This is a genomic window from Enterovibrio sp. FF113 (genome assembly GCF_041439165.1).
Classification (GTDB): domain Bacteria; phylum Pseudomonadota; class Gammaproteobacteria; order Enterobacterales; family Vibrionaceae; genus Enterovibrio; species Enterovibrio norvegicus_A.
The window spans coordinates 40131-56715 of the sequence record NZ_JBGONO010000005.1; the positions used below are offsets into that span (position 1 = coordinate 40131).

A 16585-nucleotide genomic window follows, 5' to 3' on the forward strand; every position below is an offset into this window, starting at 1 on the left:
TACACTAAATAATATCTTAAATCAGGATTTAACCAATCAAATTAACAGCAGCCGCTTTATGCTCTGGTGCTAAGTGCGCATACCTTAGCGTCATCTTAAGGTCAGAGTGGCCTAGCAGTTCTCGAACCGTGTTCAAATCTACCCCTGCCATTACTAGCTTGCTCGCAAAGTGGTGGCGGAGGTCATGAAAGTTGAAGCCTTGAATCTGCGCCAAATCCAGTACCGTCGCCCATGGCTTTTTCACTTCTTTCAGTGGTACGCCGTTTTTGCCCTCAAACAGATACCGCGACGTTTGGTTTTGCTCTCGCCAATTGGTGAGCGCGTTATAGGCTTCGTTGTTCAAGGGAACGATTCTTCCCTTCTTCGATTTGGCATTGCTTCCGCGCACTTGCACGTACCTTTCGGCAAACGATATGTCTGACCATTCAAGGCTCAACATTTCACCACGGCGTAAGCCTGTGTTCATGGCAAGCAAGATAAGTGGCTCAACGTAATCGACGAAGGTTACATCATCCAAACTTGGGTACTTTTCGTAATTGCGAGTTTCTCTGTGAGCATTGGCAGAACGACGAGCAAGGCGGATATTCCAATCTCGCTCTTTAATGGCATGGCGTAACCGCTTTTCTTCGTTGTCGTTAAGGTAACGAACGCGGGTATTGTCGGCTTTGATGGTTTTCACTTTGCTCAGTTCGTGGGAATCAATAAGCCCCCACTCCACCGCACGGGATAACGCGCCTTTCAGTGTGTTCACGGAATCATTAATCGTGGCGGCGGCTTTTCCCTTTTGGCGTCGTTCGCTTCGCCACTTCTCTATCTCCCACGCAGTGATTTGATCGAGTTCTTTGTCCATCAAGAAAGCAAAATGGCTCTTTAGGTGTTTAATGATGCGATGTGCGGTTTTGGGGTTTCTTGTCAGCAGGAACGGCAAATAGCGTTCATCAAGGTAGGTCGGCAATTTGATGTGTTTTCGGCGTTGGGCTTCTTGACGAACTTTCTTCTTAATGTCTTGAACGTCGTTGCCTTTTGCCACTTCACCCGCTTTGGCTTTGGCGAGGTCTCTCGCTTGTGTCGGGGTGATGTCGTTCGCGTTCCCCAATTTATAATTGACCTGCTTCCCTTCGAAGCGATAAAACAGATAATAGAAGATGCGACCTGATGTAGAAATCCGCGCATGAAAGCCGAGAATTTCGGTATCATTGATCCGCTTATCTTCGACTTTAAATTGCTTGATACTGGTCGTGGTGATCTTCTTTTTTATGGGCATATTGATCTGCTTCCTTGCACTTAGCCGCTCGCTCTGTGTAGCACATATGTAGCAGATTCATCATATTCCCATGAATTCCAGTGAACAACTAGATACACTGACTTTCTTTCAATTTATTGATATTAAACGGTTATTTTGTGCTTTCTTGTTCATTGCTGTACATGCTAATACACCCCTAAAACCGTCTCATAATCGCATGGTCCTTGATTCAAAAATGCACCCTATATTGTGATAGCGGCATCTGAACAACAACGACAACAGACCTGTCTTTTCTATAAATGGCCTCTCTGATCACTTCTTCCATGGCTCACTACTGCCAGCGTCACATCTCCAACGTCCACTTGTATTGAATCCAAGAAAACAGAAAGAGTTCATCGGCGGTATTAGTTACAAATTAGAGTGAACAAGGTATATGTATGGGTTGAATTTAGTGTTGAGAGCCAGCCTTGCGAATCGAAAAGAAAGCGCTTTCATTGGTTCACTAGTAGGTAAGGTTTCTCCTTTATATTCACTGAAATTCTGAGTAGGCACTTTTACGGAACACGGAGTAACGACATGGAAGTGAGAACGCTCTCTGCAGTTTTTATCGCATTGTCCTCAGCGATGATGTTTTCCTGCACATCTGAATATGACAAGGACAAACCATTGATTCAGAACAACAGTAAACATTTCGGATTATCCTCTACGACTGAAATCCTGCTCACCAGCGAAGCTGGCGACAAGATGTCGTTGATGTCGAACCAAGCCTTTACCACAGAGACGGCGAACGGCACGCAGATCGTGATCCAACCTGATGTTATTAAGCAGACCATTTCAGGTATTGGCACGTCATTCACTGAGTCTTCAGCTTTTGTTCTGGCTCACCTTTCTGTCGATAAACGACAGGAAGTGATGGAAAAACTTTACGCTGACACCGGCGCTAACTTTTCTTTGACTCGAACCCCTATCGGTTCGACGGATTTTTCTGTGGAAGGAAAGCTTGGATATGCGGAAGTTGAAGGTGATAGCGAGCTAAAGCACTTCACTATCGCGCCGGACGGCGATGGTTTTTCTAAGGCGAAGTATCCCGGTATTCAAGATGAGTCGTTTGATGTACTGCCTATGATCCACGAGGCAATGGCCATCAAAGCAAAACAAGATGACAGTACATTAAGCATCATTGCTTCCGCATGGACTGCGCCGCCATGGATGAAAGACATCGAGACATGGTTTATTCCGGGATCGAAAGAGAACGACTGGCAAGGTACAGGCGGCTCGCTAAAGCCGGAATATGTGTCAACCTACGCCGATTATCTGTTGAAGTACCTTGAGCATTATAAAGAAGCAGGGGTTGATATCTGGGGCTTAACACCTGTGAATGAACCCCACGGTAACAGCGGCAACTGGGAAAGCATGCACTTCACCGCGGAAACCCAGAATACTTTCATTAAAGAGTTCCTTGGTCCGAAGTTAAAAGAAAGCGCTTTTGCTGATACTCGCGTTTTGATTTACGATCAAAACCGCGATCACTTAGAGCATTGGGCTGACGTTATCTTGGGTGATCCTGAAACCGCGCCTTTTGTTTACGGTTCTGCGGTTCACTGGTATTCAAGCACAGTGGATGTTTATGAAGGTGCGTTAGAGCGTGTTCATAACAAATATCCGGGCTTTTCTATTATCCACACGGAAGGCACCATCGATGATCTTGGCAAACCCGCGCCAAAGGGTATTTTAGATCCAGAGAAGTTTCAGGAATCTGGCTGGTTTGATAATGATGAATTCTGGTGGAATGAAAACGCGACCGATTGGGCGTATACGGCAACGTGGGCACCGAACCCAGAGAACCACCCTATCTATACGCCAGTTCATCGCTATGCGAGAAATATCATTGTCAGTCTTAACCACTGGATGGACGGTTGGATAGATTGGAATGCGGTGCTTGACCACAATGGTGGTCCAAATCACGCGGGTAACTTCTGCGGTGCGCCAATCATGATCGATGTGGAAAATGATTATGTTTACTACACGCCGATTTATGACGTGCTGGCGCAATTTAGCCGAACGATTCGCCCTGGCGATAAAGCCGTACAGGCCGATAAGTTTTTGGACGGCCTAGCGCATGATGACTTGCATGCGAGTGCGACGATTAACAGCGATAACCTGTTAAGTGTGCAATTGCTGAATACCACCAAGCAGCCCATCGAGTTTGATTTGGTCATTGGTGCGCAGAACGCGCAAATCAATATCCCAGCCAATTCCCTGCAAACCGTTCGCGTGCAACTGTAAGTAGACGCCGAACGGTCCCATCAAGCATTGGTAATAAAATGCTTGATGGGATTGAAAGGCAATACATAATGCCCTAATTAGGCATTGATGATCAGAGCGTTAACTTCTCGCCTCGGTGATTCCGTGTTTTGTTTCGCTTTTCCAAGCCGAAATACCATCTGCACCGTTTCCGCTTCGGGCACACCAAAATACTGCTTAAATTCCATCTGCAATGGCAGCATGTCTTTGTACTCTTGCAAAATTTGGCTCATCGGGTGTTGGGCAATCCCCATCGTTGCTGTCAGCAGGTTAATGCGATTGTATAAGCGACCAACTTCGACCTGCGTTTTACGCGTATTGTTTTTGCTAACGAGCAGTGCGAAGTGGTGTGTGCTGTTGGTAACGGCTTCCGTTAACTTGATACCTTCTTTACCAAAGCTGGCCGGATCGCTCTCCGCCGCGCTTCTGGTGACAAAGAATGTTTCTGCCATCCAACGTTTTACGCCTGTCACGCCACTTTGTGGAAGCCCAAAACCATCTCGATATTGGGCGTATTCTTTGTCATTGAAACGGAACATGCCAATCGTCTCCATGCTTCTGTCTGCGTTCTGCTCTTCAATGAACATGGCTTGATTTAAGAAACCGCGCATTGCCTCTTTAGCGTTGTCGTCTTGCACCAATTCGATACGGTAATCTCCATCTGTCGCGATGTTGACTATCTTGTTCAGCTCTACATCCTTCAACATTTCATTGGTGTATTCGGTCTTGGTCGATTGCCGAGTGATCAAGTATGGGAACAGCGGATCTGGCGTCACGCTTTCATCGAGTTGAAGTGTGATTGCCGCAACGGGTTTGTTTTCGAGTTCTTCGTTGCTGTATTCACCAAGAGGAAAATATTGAACGTTCGCTCGAATACCAAAATGGCTGGCGGCAATGGCGAGGCTTTCAATAAATGTGCCCTGGCCAATGTGAATTTGACGATGAATAGGATCAGTTTCAGGGAGAAGCCTGTCGCTATCGACGAAAAGTAATATCGTGTCCTTACCTTCAAAGGCAACTTTCCATGGCTGAATGTTGTGTGGATTAGGACATAACATCGCATAGCTGATCAGGGTTTTCCGAATATCTGAATAGGTATGAGTGGGTCTAAATGATGTAGACGTTGCACCCGACACTTGGCTTACAACAACAGGTCCCGCTGCTAGAACAACTGCACCTGCCCCCATCACTTTAATGAATTTCCGTCTATTCACCGCTATCCCCTTTTTTTATGCTCTGTTAAACTACATTCCATGGAATAAATATACATTCCACGGAATATTTATCAAGAGGTTTGATGCATATGTTGACAGAAAAGCAGGGATTGTCCTTTAAGATAATGATTTCATTAGGGATCATAAATCAACTTTCCGATGCGTGGCTGAGTAAGGCACTTGAGCCTTGCGGGTTAAACCAATCACAGTTCAATTTACTGAATCACTTTTCGCACCAGCCAGAGCGAGAGCAGACCATTAGTCAGCTTGCTCAGGTGATGCAAATGAACCAGCCAGGGCTAACCAAAGTCGTCAATAAGCTCGCAGAGCAAGGGCTCGTTGATATTAGAAAAGATGATGCGGACGGCAGGAAGAAGTGGATCAAAATCAATGCGGATGGTCTTGCTCGTGTGCAATCTGCTTTCGCCAGTTTTCTTCCCGTGATTAATCAATGTTTTGACCAGTGGGAAAACGATGAAATGCGCCAAATGCTTCAACACACAGATAAACTAAAAGCGTGGCTGGACAATAACAGAGACGCATCATAATGCTCACTACGACAACGCGATCCTCAACGTAAAACGAGAGTGCTTTCAAACCAGCGCTGCGCCTGTCGCCAACAAATTCTCGTTGAGCAAGCATCTTGAGATTGATTGGGTATATACTCCCACCGTTTTCCTTTCATGTATTAACAAGGTCATTTTCATGTCATCAACACTTGCACATACACCCGCGCACAGCGTTATCGTGCTCGATTTCGAGACCACTGGCTTATCACCCAATATGGGCGACAGAGCGATCGAGATTGGTGCGGTAAAACTGGTTGATGGTGAAGTTGTTGATACGTTTCAGGCGCTCATGAACCCAGGCTTTCGGGTCAGTAGCTTTATTGAAGGGTATACCGGCATCACCAATAACATGCTGCGTACGGCACAGCCTTGCGCTGAAGTCATGGCACAGTTTGGGGAGTTTATTGCGGGAAGTAATCTTGTTGCACACAACGCGTCATTCGATAAACGCTTTTTGGATGCAGAGCTAGAGCCGCTTAATGTCGGCTATTCCGGCCAGTTCGCTTGTTCGATGCTGATTGCACGGCGTCTTATTCAGGATGCGCCCAGTCATAAACTTGGCGAGCTGGTTCGGTTTAAACGTATTGATCATGATGGCGTCTTTCACCGCGCATTGGCGGATGCTCAAATGACCGCAAAGCTATGGATGCTTATGCTCGACGAGTTGGATCAGCAGCACATTCGCAACCCTGAGTTTAGGTTGATGCAGACGATCAGTAAGACGAGTAAACAGGCGCTTGACGGTGTGTTTCGAAAAGTACGGGGAAGTTAGAGCGATACTTGGTGATTATCGATGGGTGTCAGTCTGACGACAAGATCGAATTTCTGTATAAGTCTCGCTCTCTATGCGTTTTTAGCGGGGCGGTTATCGCTGAAATGCTTAAAGCATTAATGTACGGTAAAATCACCGACAACATTGCCACTCGGCTCAATGATTTTTCCTGAGCATGTTTTGTCACAGTATTCGAAATCAATATTACGATTAGTCGATGTTATCTTTGGCAATATGTGCCTTTTTAAAACGTCACTGTTTAGCTGATGTATTTCTGCGTTCCAAGATGCGTTTTCTTGTTCTAAATGGAAATCAATTTTTAGCATTATTCACTCGTTGTTATTAATTGTTTTTTTTCACGTGACAATTGGTACCAGTGTCGTTGGCGTGTTGTTCTACGGGACATAATATTCCTTATTATTTTCTACAGGTTCGCTTCAGCACATACTGAGAGTATGTGACGCGTTTAGAAAATGATTTTATTGGGTTATTCGGGGAAAACTGAAAGGTCTAATGACGCAACATGATCAATATTCGTTGTCACAGTGCGCCATTATGCATCGCTAAATTATAGCGCTGCTACTTCACTAGCTTGCAGGCCTTTAGGACCATCTTCTACGTTAAAGCTAACTTTTTGACCTTCGGCTAGGGTTTTAAAGCCATCAGAAACAATTGCATTGAAATGAACGAATACGTCCTTTCCGCCATTATCCTGAGTAAGGAAACCAAAACCTTTCGCTTCGTTGAACCATTTTACTGTACCAGTCGTTTTAGCAGACATAGTGACCTCTATTTTTTATATATGTATGAATTATTTAATGAAGGCTGATAATGAAAGCTATTGAATGTTCGATGAAGACAAATTTGACGCAGAATATTAAACGAAGGGTATCGAGAAGTAGCTGAGAAGAAACTTATACTAAATGTAGCATTAACAACTCTTTTCTAAGAGCCAGCCATCACTATACCGTGCAATTTTAAAATAGCGAGATTTATTTTCTATCGCGTTCAAATCCCCCTTCAACAAGCCGCCTGAGTAATGATGATAGAATTTCCACATCGTTATAAAGGGCTTTTACGTCTGTCACGAACGGTCGCTAGCATTCACCCGACAACTTCATTGTCTCATTATCAATTCGATTCACTATATAGTCAGCCGTTACATCTGTAGATATGCAACACACTCATCTCGACATCGAGAAAAACATGACAATAATCCCAACTTCTTGAAACACATCGCAGTTTACACATGGATAAATGATAAGTTTCACACTCTTTTGACTAATACCTTGCCCATGCGATGCCAGATTTCAAAGACATTTTAGATATTCATCCTAACCCTTGTGTGATCCACATCGATTTCGTACCTAAGTACGCGAACAATGCGTTTGCGAAATTTAGTGGCATGTCGAACGCCCAAGAGGTGCTGAATCTAGAAAGTATTCGAGTGTTATTTGAAGATGAACACTGGCCTGAGGCACAGCGTCGCTACAAGCATGCCATTGAAACAGGCACGCCGACCCCACCCGAAGTCATCAATCACACTGATTTGAAAGGTAATCCGATGATTGCGGAAATCACAGATAAAGTGATTGATTGGTTCGGTGAAAAAGCAATGTGTACCTTCGTGAGTGTGGTAACCGATCAGGTATTCCGAGAGCGTACATTAAGAGACATGGCCAATCGGGATGATCTCACGAACCTTTATAATCGTCGTTACTTGCTCGATTTGTTCAATGAACGCAATGCCACGCCTCAGCGCCGCCAATACCTGGCGATGGTCGATATTGATCACTTTAAACGTATCAACGATAGCTTTGGTCACCCCGTTGGCGATCTTGTCCTGAAGCAACTCGCACGTATTATCGAGGAGTTCACCGAACCAGAAGAGTGTGCTTTTCGTTTAGGTGGCGAGGAGTTTGCGCTACTTATTTGGGCTGATGATAGGCAAGACGTTTGCGCACGCCTCGAAATGTTGCGCGGTCGAATTGAAGATTTAACCGTCCGTGTCAGTCATTTAAATAAGCAGCCTCTGGCTATAAATGTCACCGTTTCCATCGGTGCCACTGAAATCAGCGATGCGGAAGGGTTTATTTCTGCCAGTTTACGCGCAGATAAGTCTCTCTATATTGCGAAGGAGTCTGGGCGTAACCAGGTCATCAACAATGACGCTGACGATTCAGCGCCAACACCTTGCTTACCTGACTGATTTACACATTGGTGAACTAACACATAGCAATCACTCGACACGTTAACTCAATACACCGAATGCATGGTGCTGCTTTCCCTCGCTCGACAGCGATTTCGTTTTCACACTATTTCGCCCTGCTGCCTTTGCCAAATACATCAATTTATCCGCTTGGTGGATCAGTGAATCCAGCGATAAATGTCCTCGTTTTGTATCTACCAATACAGCACCTATCGATGCATTCACCTCCAATCCCAACTCGCGTTGCGAAGCGCTAGGGACAAGACGACAACGAATGTATTCGGTGACTGCGTCGAGATGATGCCGGTTTTTGACCTCCAATAATAAGCAGAATTCTTCGCCGCCTAAACGCGATAACGCGATGCCTTCTTTCAGTGAGTGTTCAAATGCTTTGCCTAGGCCGATCAGCACTTCATCACCTTTCCTATGACCGAAGTTGTCGTTAATTCGCTTGAAATGATCGACATCTATCATTAACACCGCCAATTGTCGGCTTTTCATCAATGCCTTTACTTTTCGGCCTTCAAACATTTTTTCAAGCCCACGACGATTCAACAGCCCGGTCAGCGAGTCCGTGAATGCATACGCTTCCAACTTTTTGTTGAGTGCCTTCAGGTCGCGTGTTTTTCGCTGAACCGTTTGACGAAGCAGGACAATATAACTAAATGTCACCAAAGCGATCAAAACTAACCCTAAAGGCCAAACCCATCCAGGTACCGTAAACACATGACTCGTGTTCAGCCATTTCTGCTCAATGCGCGTAATTTCTGTCTGTGGGATATTCTTCATTCCCGCGATAATTTCGTCTCGCAACGCTTCATTGTCTTCTGGCACCGCGGCGTAAATCATCTTGGTATAGAGAATATCAATAGGTATGAACTGATAAGGATCAGTCCGTTGTGATAAGTAGTAGGTCGCGACTTGAGTATCGAGCAACATACGATTTACTTGGCCGTTGAGTCCTGCCTCTATTAGTTTGGCGTTGTTATCAAAGCCCACCAACTTGACCAACGGATATCGCGACTTTAGGTACTCTTCTTCGTATCCACCTCGCACCACACCGATTTCCATCTCAGGCAGAATATTTGGCGTTTTCAGTTGCTCACTGTCGTTAGCGATATAAAGGGAAGCCGATATTTCGAAAAGTGGTAGCGTGTAATCCAGAAAATGATCGCGAGATGATGAATACAGTAACCCCGCATGCACTTTCCTTCCCCCTTGAGCGACATGTTCTAAGGAGTCATTCCAATCAGAGAGTATAAATTCGACGGGCACCTGATTCACGTCTCCGTAAAGACGCCAATAGTCCACGAGCAACCCTTTAGGCTCACCATCTTCTACAAATGCAAACGGTTTCCAACTGTGTGAATTGGTCACGGTTAGGATATTTTCGCCAACCGTAGGCATCGCAACACTGGCCGACGTCCATAAAACTATGGCCGCGGTTAAAGCCAGCGTAACCAATTGATGATACAAATGCATTCCTTTGAAATGTGCCAGCTTGGCGAATAATTTGATAACATTGTCGCAAAGTTTAAGCGAGTCCCCCTACCCTGATTATCCTTTGAATGGCGATAACGAGAAGTGTCTCGGTTTTTGTGTGAAACTTTATGAGAAAACCGAATATCAACAAGAATAATGTAGTTAAGTTTCATGTAAATACTGGGAGAATAACGCGCTAAATGCCTATTCTTCACCGCATTCATCTCTTCAATCCTCAAGGTTTACGGCTCTTTGCTGAATCGTTGCCAGTTAGTGATCTACCTCATTTTATGTGGTAAATTTACGGCCCTTGAGCGCGGCACTGTACCTGTATCATTTGAGTGGATGATGGAATGAAGGTAGGAAATACTCTTTATCCATTGCCTGCGATCAAATTTCCGCCACATAAACAATGTATACTGTGTCCGCTTTCATGAGTGAGTTGTGTTGTCCAAGCGATAAACACCGTTTGGACAACACAATTACTGTGTCATGAATCTGTATTAACGCTGTAAGAGCATAAGGGCAATCTTATTGCTCACTACGTATTAGCTTGTTGTTTTATTACAGACATCGAGCGTGAATAATCGTGATTACAGCAACAATTGTCCCTTGGTTAAAAGCTCGACCGGAGAGAACCCTACATGAAAAAGACCAAAATCGTTTGTACGATTGGACCAAAAACTGAATCAGTAGAAATGCTGACCAAGCTAGCTGATGCTGGCATGAACGTAATGCGTCTGAACTTCTCACACGGTAACTTCGACGAACACGGTACGCGTATCGCGAACCTTCGCGACGTGATGAAGAACACTGGTAAGCAGCTAGCAATCCTGCTGGATACCAAAGGTCCTGAAATCCGCACCATCAAACTAGAAGGCGGCAACGACGTTGCGCTAGTTGCAGGCCAAACGTTCACTTTCACTACTGACGCATCAGTAGTGGGTAATTCAGAGCGCGTTGCTGTGACTTACACGGGTCTTTCTCAAGACCTGAACGCTGGCAACATCATCCTTGTTGATGATGGTCTGATCGAAATGGAAGTACTGGAAACCACAGAAACTGACGTTATCTGTAAAGTACTGAACAATGGCGATCTGGGCGAAAACAAAGGCGTTAACCTGCCAGGTGTTTCAGTTAACCTTCCTGCATTGTCTGAAAAAGACAAGAGCGACCTAGTATTCGGTTGTGAGCAAGGCGTTGACTTCGTTGCGGCTTCTTTCATCCGTAAAGCATCTGACGTTAAAGAAATTCGCGAAATCCTTGCTGCTAACGGCGGCGAGAGCATCCAAATCATCTCGAAGATCGAAAACCAAGAAGGTGTAGATAACTTCGACGAGATCCTTGAGCTGTCTGACGGCATCATGGTTGCTCGTGGTGACTTGGGCGTAGAAATCCCTGCTGAAGAAGTTATCTTCGCGCAGAAGATGATGATTGAGAAATGTAACCGTGCACGTAAAGTTGTTATCACTGCAACTCAAATGCTGGATTCAATGATCAAGAACCCACGTCCAACTCGCGCTGAAGCGGGCGACGTTGCTAACGCCATCATGGATGGTACTGACGCAGTCATGCTTTCTGGTGAAACCGCTAAAGGTAAATACCCAGTTGAAGCAGTAACCATCATGGCGCAAATCGCTAAGCGTACTGATTCAGTACTGAAAGCTGAGCTAGGTTCACGTCTAGACAGCGCTCGTCTACGCATCACTGAAGCTGTATGTAAAGGCGCAGTAGACACCGCTGAGAAGCTGGGTGCTCCATTGATCGTTGTTGCAACGGAAGCGGGTAAATCTGCACGTTCAGTTCGTAAGTACTTCCCAACTGCAAACATCATCGCAGTAACGACTAACGCGAAAACTGCTGCGCAACTTTGCTTGAGCAAAGGTATTACGCCAGTGGTTGTTGACCAGTACGAGAGCACTGACGAGTTTTACCGTCAAGGTAAAGAAATCGCTCTAGAATCAGGTCTTGGCACGAAAGGCGACATCGTTGTTATGGTTTCTGGCGCACTGGTTGCTTCAGGTACAACTAACACTTCTTCTGTACACGTTCTGTAAGAGACGTTTACTGAAGCTGAAAAAGGAGCCGATTGGCTCCTTTTTTTACGTCTAAAGAAAAGTAACAAGATGAGAGATGCTTTTTGCTCTTACTCTTGAACTTTCCTCACAAAAAAACCGACGGCGTTTCCACCCTCGGTTTTTCTTATTAAACAGCGCTTATCGAGCTTTGGCTATCAGCGATTACTGACGTAATGCTCGCTCACCGCGTGCAATACCAACAACACCACTTCGTGCGACTTCGATGATGTCAGTGACGTCTTTCATTGCTGAAATAAAAGCGTCAATCTTGTCGCTCGTACCCGCTAGCTGAACCGTATACAGCGAATTGGTCACATCAACAATCTGACCACGGAAAATATCAGCGGTGCGTTTCACTTCTGCACGTGCAAAACCCGTTGCTTTTACTTTTACCATCGCCAGTTCACGTTCAATGTGATCAGACTCGGTCACGTTGCTGACTTTGAGTACATCAATGAGCTTATGCAGGTGCTTCTCAATTTGCTCTCGTTCAGAGTCTCTCACCACCGTCGTGGTAATGTTAAGACGAGACAGCGTTGGATCATCTGTCGGTGAAACCGTCAAAGATTCAATGTTATAACCGCGCTGAGAAAACAAACCAACAACACGGGACAATGCGCCTGGCTCGTTCTCCATCAAAACCGATAAAATACTGCGCATTATGTTCTCTCCGTCTTACTCAACCACATTTCATTCATCGCACCGCCTCGTACCAGCATTGGGTATACGTGCTCGGTTTCATCAACGCTGATGTCGAAAAAGACCAATTTGTCTTTCATCGCCAATCCACGCGCCAGCTCACTTTCCAGCTCAGCCGGATCGTTAATGCGAATACCTACATGACCATAGGCTTCTGCAATGGCCGCGAAATCAGGCACCGAATCCATGTACGATTGTGAGTGACGACCTTGATAAATCATGTCTTGCCACTGCTTCACCATACCGAGGAAGCGGTTGTTGAGGTTGATAATCTTGACGGGAATATCGTATTGCAATGCGGTCGACAGCTCCTGGATATTCATCTGGATACTGCCATCACCAGTGACACAAATCACTTCTGCATCAGGAAGCGCGAACTTCACACCCATGGCTGCAGGCAGGCCAAAGCCCATGGTGCCAAGACCACCGGAATTGATCCAGCGACGTGGCTTGTCAAACGGGTAGTACAGCGCCGCAAACATTTGGTGCTGACCCACATCGGATGCCACGTAAGCATCACCATTCGTCAGCTTATAGACGGCTTCAACGGCCTGTTGCGGCTTAATGCGATCACTTTTGGTTTCATACGCCAGACACTTGCGATCACGCCACACATTGATGTTGCTCCACCACGCGTCAAGCGCTGCAGCATCGTTCGTGCCGCCTTGCTCGGTCAGGAGCCTCAACATGGTGCTAAGTACCGCATCTGCCGAACCAACAATCGGGATATCCACCGAGATCGTTTTCGAAATACTCGATGGGTCGATGTCGATATGCATGATCTTGGCATTCGGACAGTATTTTTCGACGTTGTTGGTCGTTCTGTCATCAAAACGCACACCGATACCGAAAATAAGATCGGAATTGTGCATTGCCATGTTGGCTTCGTATGTGCCGTGCATGCCAAGCATACCCAGCGATTTGTCACCCGTACTCGGATAAGCTCCCAAGCCCATCAGTGTACTGATAACCGGAATATTTAATGTGTCTGCCAGCGTTTTAATTTGCTCGCCACACTCAGAGATAATGGCACCGCCACCCACATAAAGAACCGGCTTTTTCGCCTCAAGCAGGGCTTTTAAGCCACGCTTGATTTGTCCTTTGTGACCCGTGGTCGTTGGGTTGTAAGAACGCATGGACATGCTTTCCGGATATTCATACGGAAATTTATTGGCAGGGTTCAGCATATCTTTTGGCAGGTCAACAACCACTGGACCCGGACGGCCAGTCGATGCGAGATAAAAGGCTTTTTTGATGATTTTCGGAATGTCTTCCGCATTTTTCACTAGATAGCTGTGTTTTACGATAGGGCGTGAAATCCCCACCATGTCACATTCCTGGAAAGCGTCATTACCAATCAGGTTACTCATCACCTGACCGGAAAGCACGACCATAGGAACGGAATCGTAATACGCGGTAGCAATACCTGTAATCGCGTTGGTTGCACCTGGCCCTGAGGTGACCAGTACCACACCCACTTCACCGGTTGCACGGGCATAACCATCAGCCATGTGCACTGCTGCTTGCTCGTGACGAACGAGCACGTGCTCTATATCGCTTTTTTCGTGCAGAGCATCATAGATATCCAGCACTGATCCGCCTGGATAACCAAAAATATGTTTTACGCCCTGGTCGATCATTGAACGAACGACCATATCGGCTCCGGATAACATTTCCACTATACGCCTCCATGTATGCATAGTATTAGGACTTATTTGTAGCCTATTGATGAGACTCGGCATTTACGACTTACTTGCCAATTTCCCATGCCAGCTATGCCTTTGATTCCGGTAGTAACAAGAATCAAAACAGCACTGCAACTTTAACGCTTTGTTAGCAAATCTGTCTATTGGTTAACCGAAATTCCCAGTAAAACTCTATCTGATGAACTTTTCATCAGCAAAGACTCTGTTACAGCCTACTATGACAGCATCTACCGCTGAAATAAGACCAGTTGACAACATTTAGTGTTCGAGCGTCAGCCTTTTGTAGACGAGCAAAACGCCATTTTTGGCAAGTTAGAACCAAAACTGCCTCAAGTCGTCCGTAAAGTGCCATTAATTAGCGATCGTATCATGAATAAGACAGTATGAAACACACAGACATTCCCTGCCATAAAGCCAGATAAAACAAAGCCCAGCGGAAATTCACGCTGGGCTTATTTGCTGTTTAGACTCAAGCAACATCAAGATGCTTGTTTGCCGTATGCAATCCGAATTACATGTGCTTCTTATACATGGCTTCGATTTGCTTTTTATAACGCTCAAGAATGACTTTACGGCGCAATTTAAGCGTGGGTGTTAATTCACCGTTTGTCATCGAGAATTCTGACGGCAACAAAGTGAATTTTTTCACCTGTTCAAACTTCGCCAACTCTTTTTGTAGCTCGGTGATCCGCTTTTCAAACATTTCGACCACGTCGCTGTGTTTAATCAGATCCATGCGATCGTGATACTTAATGTTGAGTTCTTTCGCCCAACCTTCCAGTGTTTCAAAACACGGCACAACCAGGGCAGAAACAAAGTGACGCGCATCTGCAACCACGGCAATTTGCTCAATAAAGTGGTCTTTACCCAACTTACCTTCAATCACTTGCGGCGCAATGTATTTGCCACCAGAGGTTTTCATCAGCTCTTTGATGCGGTCGGTAATAAACAGATTACCCGCCGCATCGATATGTCCCGCATCCCCAGTTTTTAAATAACCGTCTTCCGTAAAGGTTTCGGCCGTTTCTTTTGGTTTGTTGAAATAGCCACGCATGACCATTGGACCACGAACCAGAATCTCATTGTTTTTGCCAATCTTCACTTGCGCGCCAGGCATCGCCAATCCGATAGAATCCGCGTCAAACGTCGCGCTGTCCCAGCATGAAACCGTCGCTGTGGTTTCGGTCATGCCGTAACCCAGTTTGACGTTGATGCCAATCGCGTGGAAGAAACGACCAATGGTTGGTTCAAGTTTTGCGCCGCCACACGGCATCATCTTAATTTTACCACCCAGCAGTTGACGCAGTTTGCTCAGTACCAGTTTGTCTGCCATGCGGTAGCTTGCTTGTAGCAAGGCTGACGGCTTTTTGCCCTGCTGAATGCTCGTTGCCATTTTATTACCAATGGTAACAGCGGCATGGAACATGCCTTTTTTCACTGGGTTCGCCGTTGCCACTTTTTCGTGGACTGCGCTATAGATTTTCTCGTAGAACCGCGGTACCGCACACATGACTGTCGGCTGTACTTCTTGCAGTGCTTCACGAACAGCATTGGTATTCGACAAGTAGCAGTTGGTTGCGCCGTTATGCAACACGAATAGCGTCCAACAACGCTCAAACACGTGGGACAATGGCAAAAATGCCAATGACACTTCGTTTTCAGAGATAGACAGTACTTTGTCGTGGCTTTCAAGCTGGGCAGCAAAGTTCGCGTAATCTAACATCACGCCTTTTGGCTCGCCTGTCGTGCCCGAGGTATAAATCAGCGTCGTCAGATCATCCATCGCAGCATCTGCAATGCGCGTTTGAAGTTCTTGCTCAACGTTATCGTTGCCAAGAGCCATGAATGCTTCCCAGCTCATCCCCATTGGGTGGCCAGCAAAATCCACGTTCTCATTAAAGCTAATAATGTGCTCAAGCGCCGGACATTGCTCTGCAATCGACATCGCGATATCTGCATGAGTTTGGTCACCCACAAACAGCACTCGCGCACCCGCATCCTTTAGAATATAGGCCGTCTGATCTGGCGTGTTGGTTGGGTAGATAGGCACAGGCACACAACGAATTTGCAGGGCTGCCATGTCCGTGATGGTCCATTCTGGACAATTGTTCGCGAAAATAGCGATCTTGTCCTGCACAGCCAGTCCTGATACCAACATTGCACGCGATATATCGTCGATGCGCTGACCAAATTGACGCCAGCTGATATCGCCCCATCCTTTCGCTGTTTGGAAACGCAATGCGGTTTTATCTCCCTGCGCTTTTACCTGCTCACGGATACGATTAACGATATGAAATTTCAGCGCCATT

At 45.9% G+C, this 16585-nt stretch carries 13 protein-coding genes; 5 read left to right on the forward strand and 8 right to left on the reverse strand.

Annotated features, from left to right (window positions below; all coding sequences use genetic code 11):
- Positions 1-28: 28 nt before the first annotated feature.
- Positions 29-1264: a tyrosine-type recombinase/integrase gene (locus ACED36_RS05195; protein ID WP_371732885.1), complete on the reverse strand. Its 1236-nt coding sequence runs from the start codon at positions 1262-1264 to the stop codon at positions 29-31.
- A gap of 555 nt (positions 1265-1819) precedes the next feature.
- Between ACED36_RS05195 and ACED36_RS05200 the strand changes: the two genes are divergently transcribed.
- Positions 1820-3529, forward strand: coding sequence for a glycoside hydrolase family 30 beta sandwich domain-containing protein (locus ACED36_RS05200; RefSeq protein ID WP_017005176.1), 1710 nt, complete (start codon positions 1820-1822; stop codon positions 3527-3529).
- A 77-nt stretch (positions 3530-3606) separates the two neighbouring features.
- Here the strand turns inward: ACED36_RS05200 and ACED36_RS05205 are convergent, their stop codons facing one another.
- Positions 3607-4734, reverse strand: coding sequence for a twin-arginine translocation pathway signal protein (locus ACED36_RS05205; protein ID WP_371732929.1), 1128 nt, complete (start codon positions 4732-4734; stop codon positions 3607-3609).
- Positions 4735-4844: 110 nt separating this feature from the next.
- Here ACED36_RS05205 and ACED36_RS05210 point away from each other — a divergent pair, with 110 nt between their 5' ends.
- Both ACED36_RS05210 and ACED36_RS05215 read left to right on the forward strand, forming a co-directional pair.
- Positions 4845-5309, forward strand: a complete 465-nt coding sequence (locus ACED36_RS05210; RefSeq protein ID WP_017005178.1) for a MarR family winged helix-turn-helix transcriptional regulator — start codon at positions 4845-4847, stop codon at positions 5307-5309.
- 157 nt (positions 5310-5466) lie between these two features.
- Positions 5467-6102: a PolC-type DNA polymerase III gene (locus ACED36_RS05215; protein ID WP_016958989.1), complete on the forward strand. Its 636-nt coding sequence runs from the start codon at positions 5467-5469 to the stop codon at positions 6100-6102.
- Positions 6103-6218: 116 nt separating this feature from the next.
- Here the strand turns inward: ACED36_RS05215 and ACED36_RS05220 are convergent, their stop codons facing one another.
- Both ACED36_RS05220 and ACED36_RS05225 read right to left on the reverse strand, forming a co-directional pair.
- A complete protein-coding gene (locus tag ACED36_RS05220; RefSeq protein ID WP_016958990.1) occupies positions 6219-6428 on the reverse strand; it encodes a hypothetical protein in 210 nt (69 codons plus the stop codon).
- Between the two features lie 242 nt (positions 6429-6670).
- Entirely contained in the window at positions 6671-6883 is a 213-nt protein-coding gene (locus ACED36_RS05225; RefSeq protein ID WP_016958991.1) for a cold-shock protein, read from the reverse strand.
- Between the two features lie 519 nt (positions 6884-7402).
- On the opposite strand from ACED36_RS05225, the gene ACED36_RS05230 reads away from it, so the two are divergent.
- Complete coding sequence (locus ACED36_RS05230; protein ID WP_016958992.1) at positions 7403-8311, forward strand: sensor domain-containing diguanylate cyclase; 909 nt, start codon at positions 7403-7405, stop codon at positions 8309-8311.
- Positions 8312-8353: 42 nt separating this feature from the next.
- On the opposite strand, the gene ACED36_RS05235 is transcribed toward ACED36_RS05230, so the two are convergent.
- Complete coding sequence (locus ACED36_RS05235) at positions 8354-9787, reverse strand: sensor domain-containing diguanylate cyclase (RefSeq protein WP_017005182.1); 1434 nt, start codon at positions 9785-9787, stop codon at positions 8354-8356.
- A gap of 650 nt (positions 9788-10437) precedes the next feature.
- Between ACED36_RS05235 and pykF the strand changes: the two genes are divergently transcribed.
- Positions 10438-11850: a pyruvate kinase PykF gene (gene pykF, locus ACED36_RS05240; RefSeq protein WP_017005184.1), complete on the forward strand. Its 1413-nt coding sequence runs from the start codon at positions 10438-10440 to the stop codon at positions 11848-11850.
- 183 nt (positions 11851-12033) lie between these two features.
- On the opposite strand, the gene ilvN is transcribed toward pykF, so the two are convergent.
- The 3 genes from ilvN to ACED36_RS05255 form a co-directional block, all read right to left on the reverse strand.
- On the reverse strand, positions 12034-12531 hold the full coding sequence (ilvN, locus tag ACED36_RS05245) for an acetolactate synthase small subunit (protein WP_016958995.1): 498 nt from the start codon (positions 12529-12531) through the stop codon (positions 12034-12036).
- Complete coding sequence (locus tag ACED36_RS05250) at positions 12531-14249, reverse strand: acetolactate synthase 3 large subunit (protein WP_016958996.1); 1719 nt, start codon at positions 14247-14249, stop codon at positions 12531-12533. Before ACED36_RS05250 ends, ilvN begins: the two co-directional genes overlap by 1 nt.
- Positions 14250-14787: 538 nt before the next feature.
- Positions 14788-16584, reverse strand: coding sequence for a long-chain fatty acid--CoA ligase (locus ACED36_RS05255; RefSeq protein WP_371732886.1), 1797 nt, complete (start codon positions 16582-16584; stop codon positions 14788-14790).
- Position 16585 lies beyond the last annotated feature (1 nt).

What these genes read in the sequence shown, in the direction of transcription:
- ACED36_RS05220 (WP_016958990.1), bottom strand. Translation starts at nt 6,428, where the DNA reads ATGCTAAAAATTGATTTCCATTTAGAACAAGAAAACGCATCTTGGAAC.
- ACED36_RS05230 (WP_016958992.1), top strand. Translation starts at nt 7,403, where the DNA reads ATGCCAGATTTCAAAGACATTTTAGATATTCATCCTAACCCTTGTGTG.
- ilvN (WP_016958995.1), bottom strand. Translation starts at nt 12,531, where the DNA reads ATGCGCAGTATTTTATCGGTTTTGATGGAGAACGAGCCAGGCGCATTG.
- ACED36_RS05195 (WP_371732885.1), bottom strand. Translation starts at nt 1,264, where the DNA reads ATGCCCATAAAAAAGAAGATCACCACGACCAGTATCAAGCAATTTAAA.
- ACED36_RS05210 (WP_017005178.1), top strand. Translation starts at nt 4,845, where the DNA reads ATGCATATGTTGACAGAAAAGCAGGGATTGTCCTTTAAGATAATGATT.
- ACED36_RS05225 (WP_016958991.1), bottom strand. Translation starts at nt 6,883, where the DNA reads ATGTCTGCTAAAACGACTGGTACAGTAAAATGGTTCAACGAAGCGAAA.
- pykF (WP_017005184.1), top strand. Translation starts at nt 10,438, where the DNA reads ATGAAAAAGACCAAAATCGTTTGTACGATTGGACCAAAAACTGAATCA.
- ACED36_RS05255 (WP_371732886.1), bottom strand. Translation starts at nt 16,584, where the DNA reads ATGGCGCTGAAATTTCATATCGTTAATCGTATCCGTGAGCAGGTAAAA.
- ACED36_RS05215 (WP_016958989.1), top strand. Translation starts at nt 5,467, where the DNA reads ATGTCATCAACACTTGCACATACACCCGCGCACAGCGTTATCGTGCTC.
- ACED36_RS05200 (WP_017005176.1), top strand. Translation starts at nt 1,820, where the DNA reads ATGGAAGTGAGAACGCTCTCTGCAGTTTTTATCGCATTGTCCTCAGCG.
- ACED36_RS05205 (WP_371732929.1), bottom strand. Translation starts at nt 4,734, where the DNA reads ATGGGGGCAGGTGCAGTTGTTCTAGCAGCGGGACCTGTTGTTGTAAGC.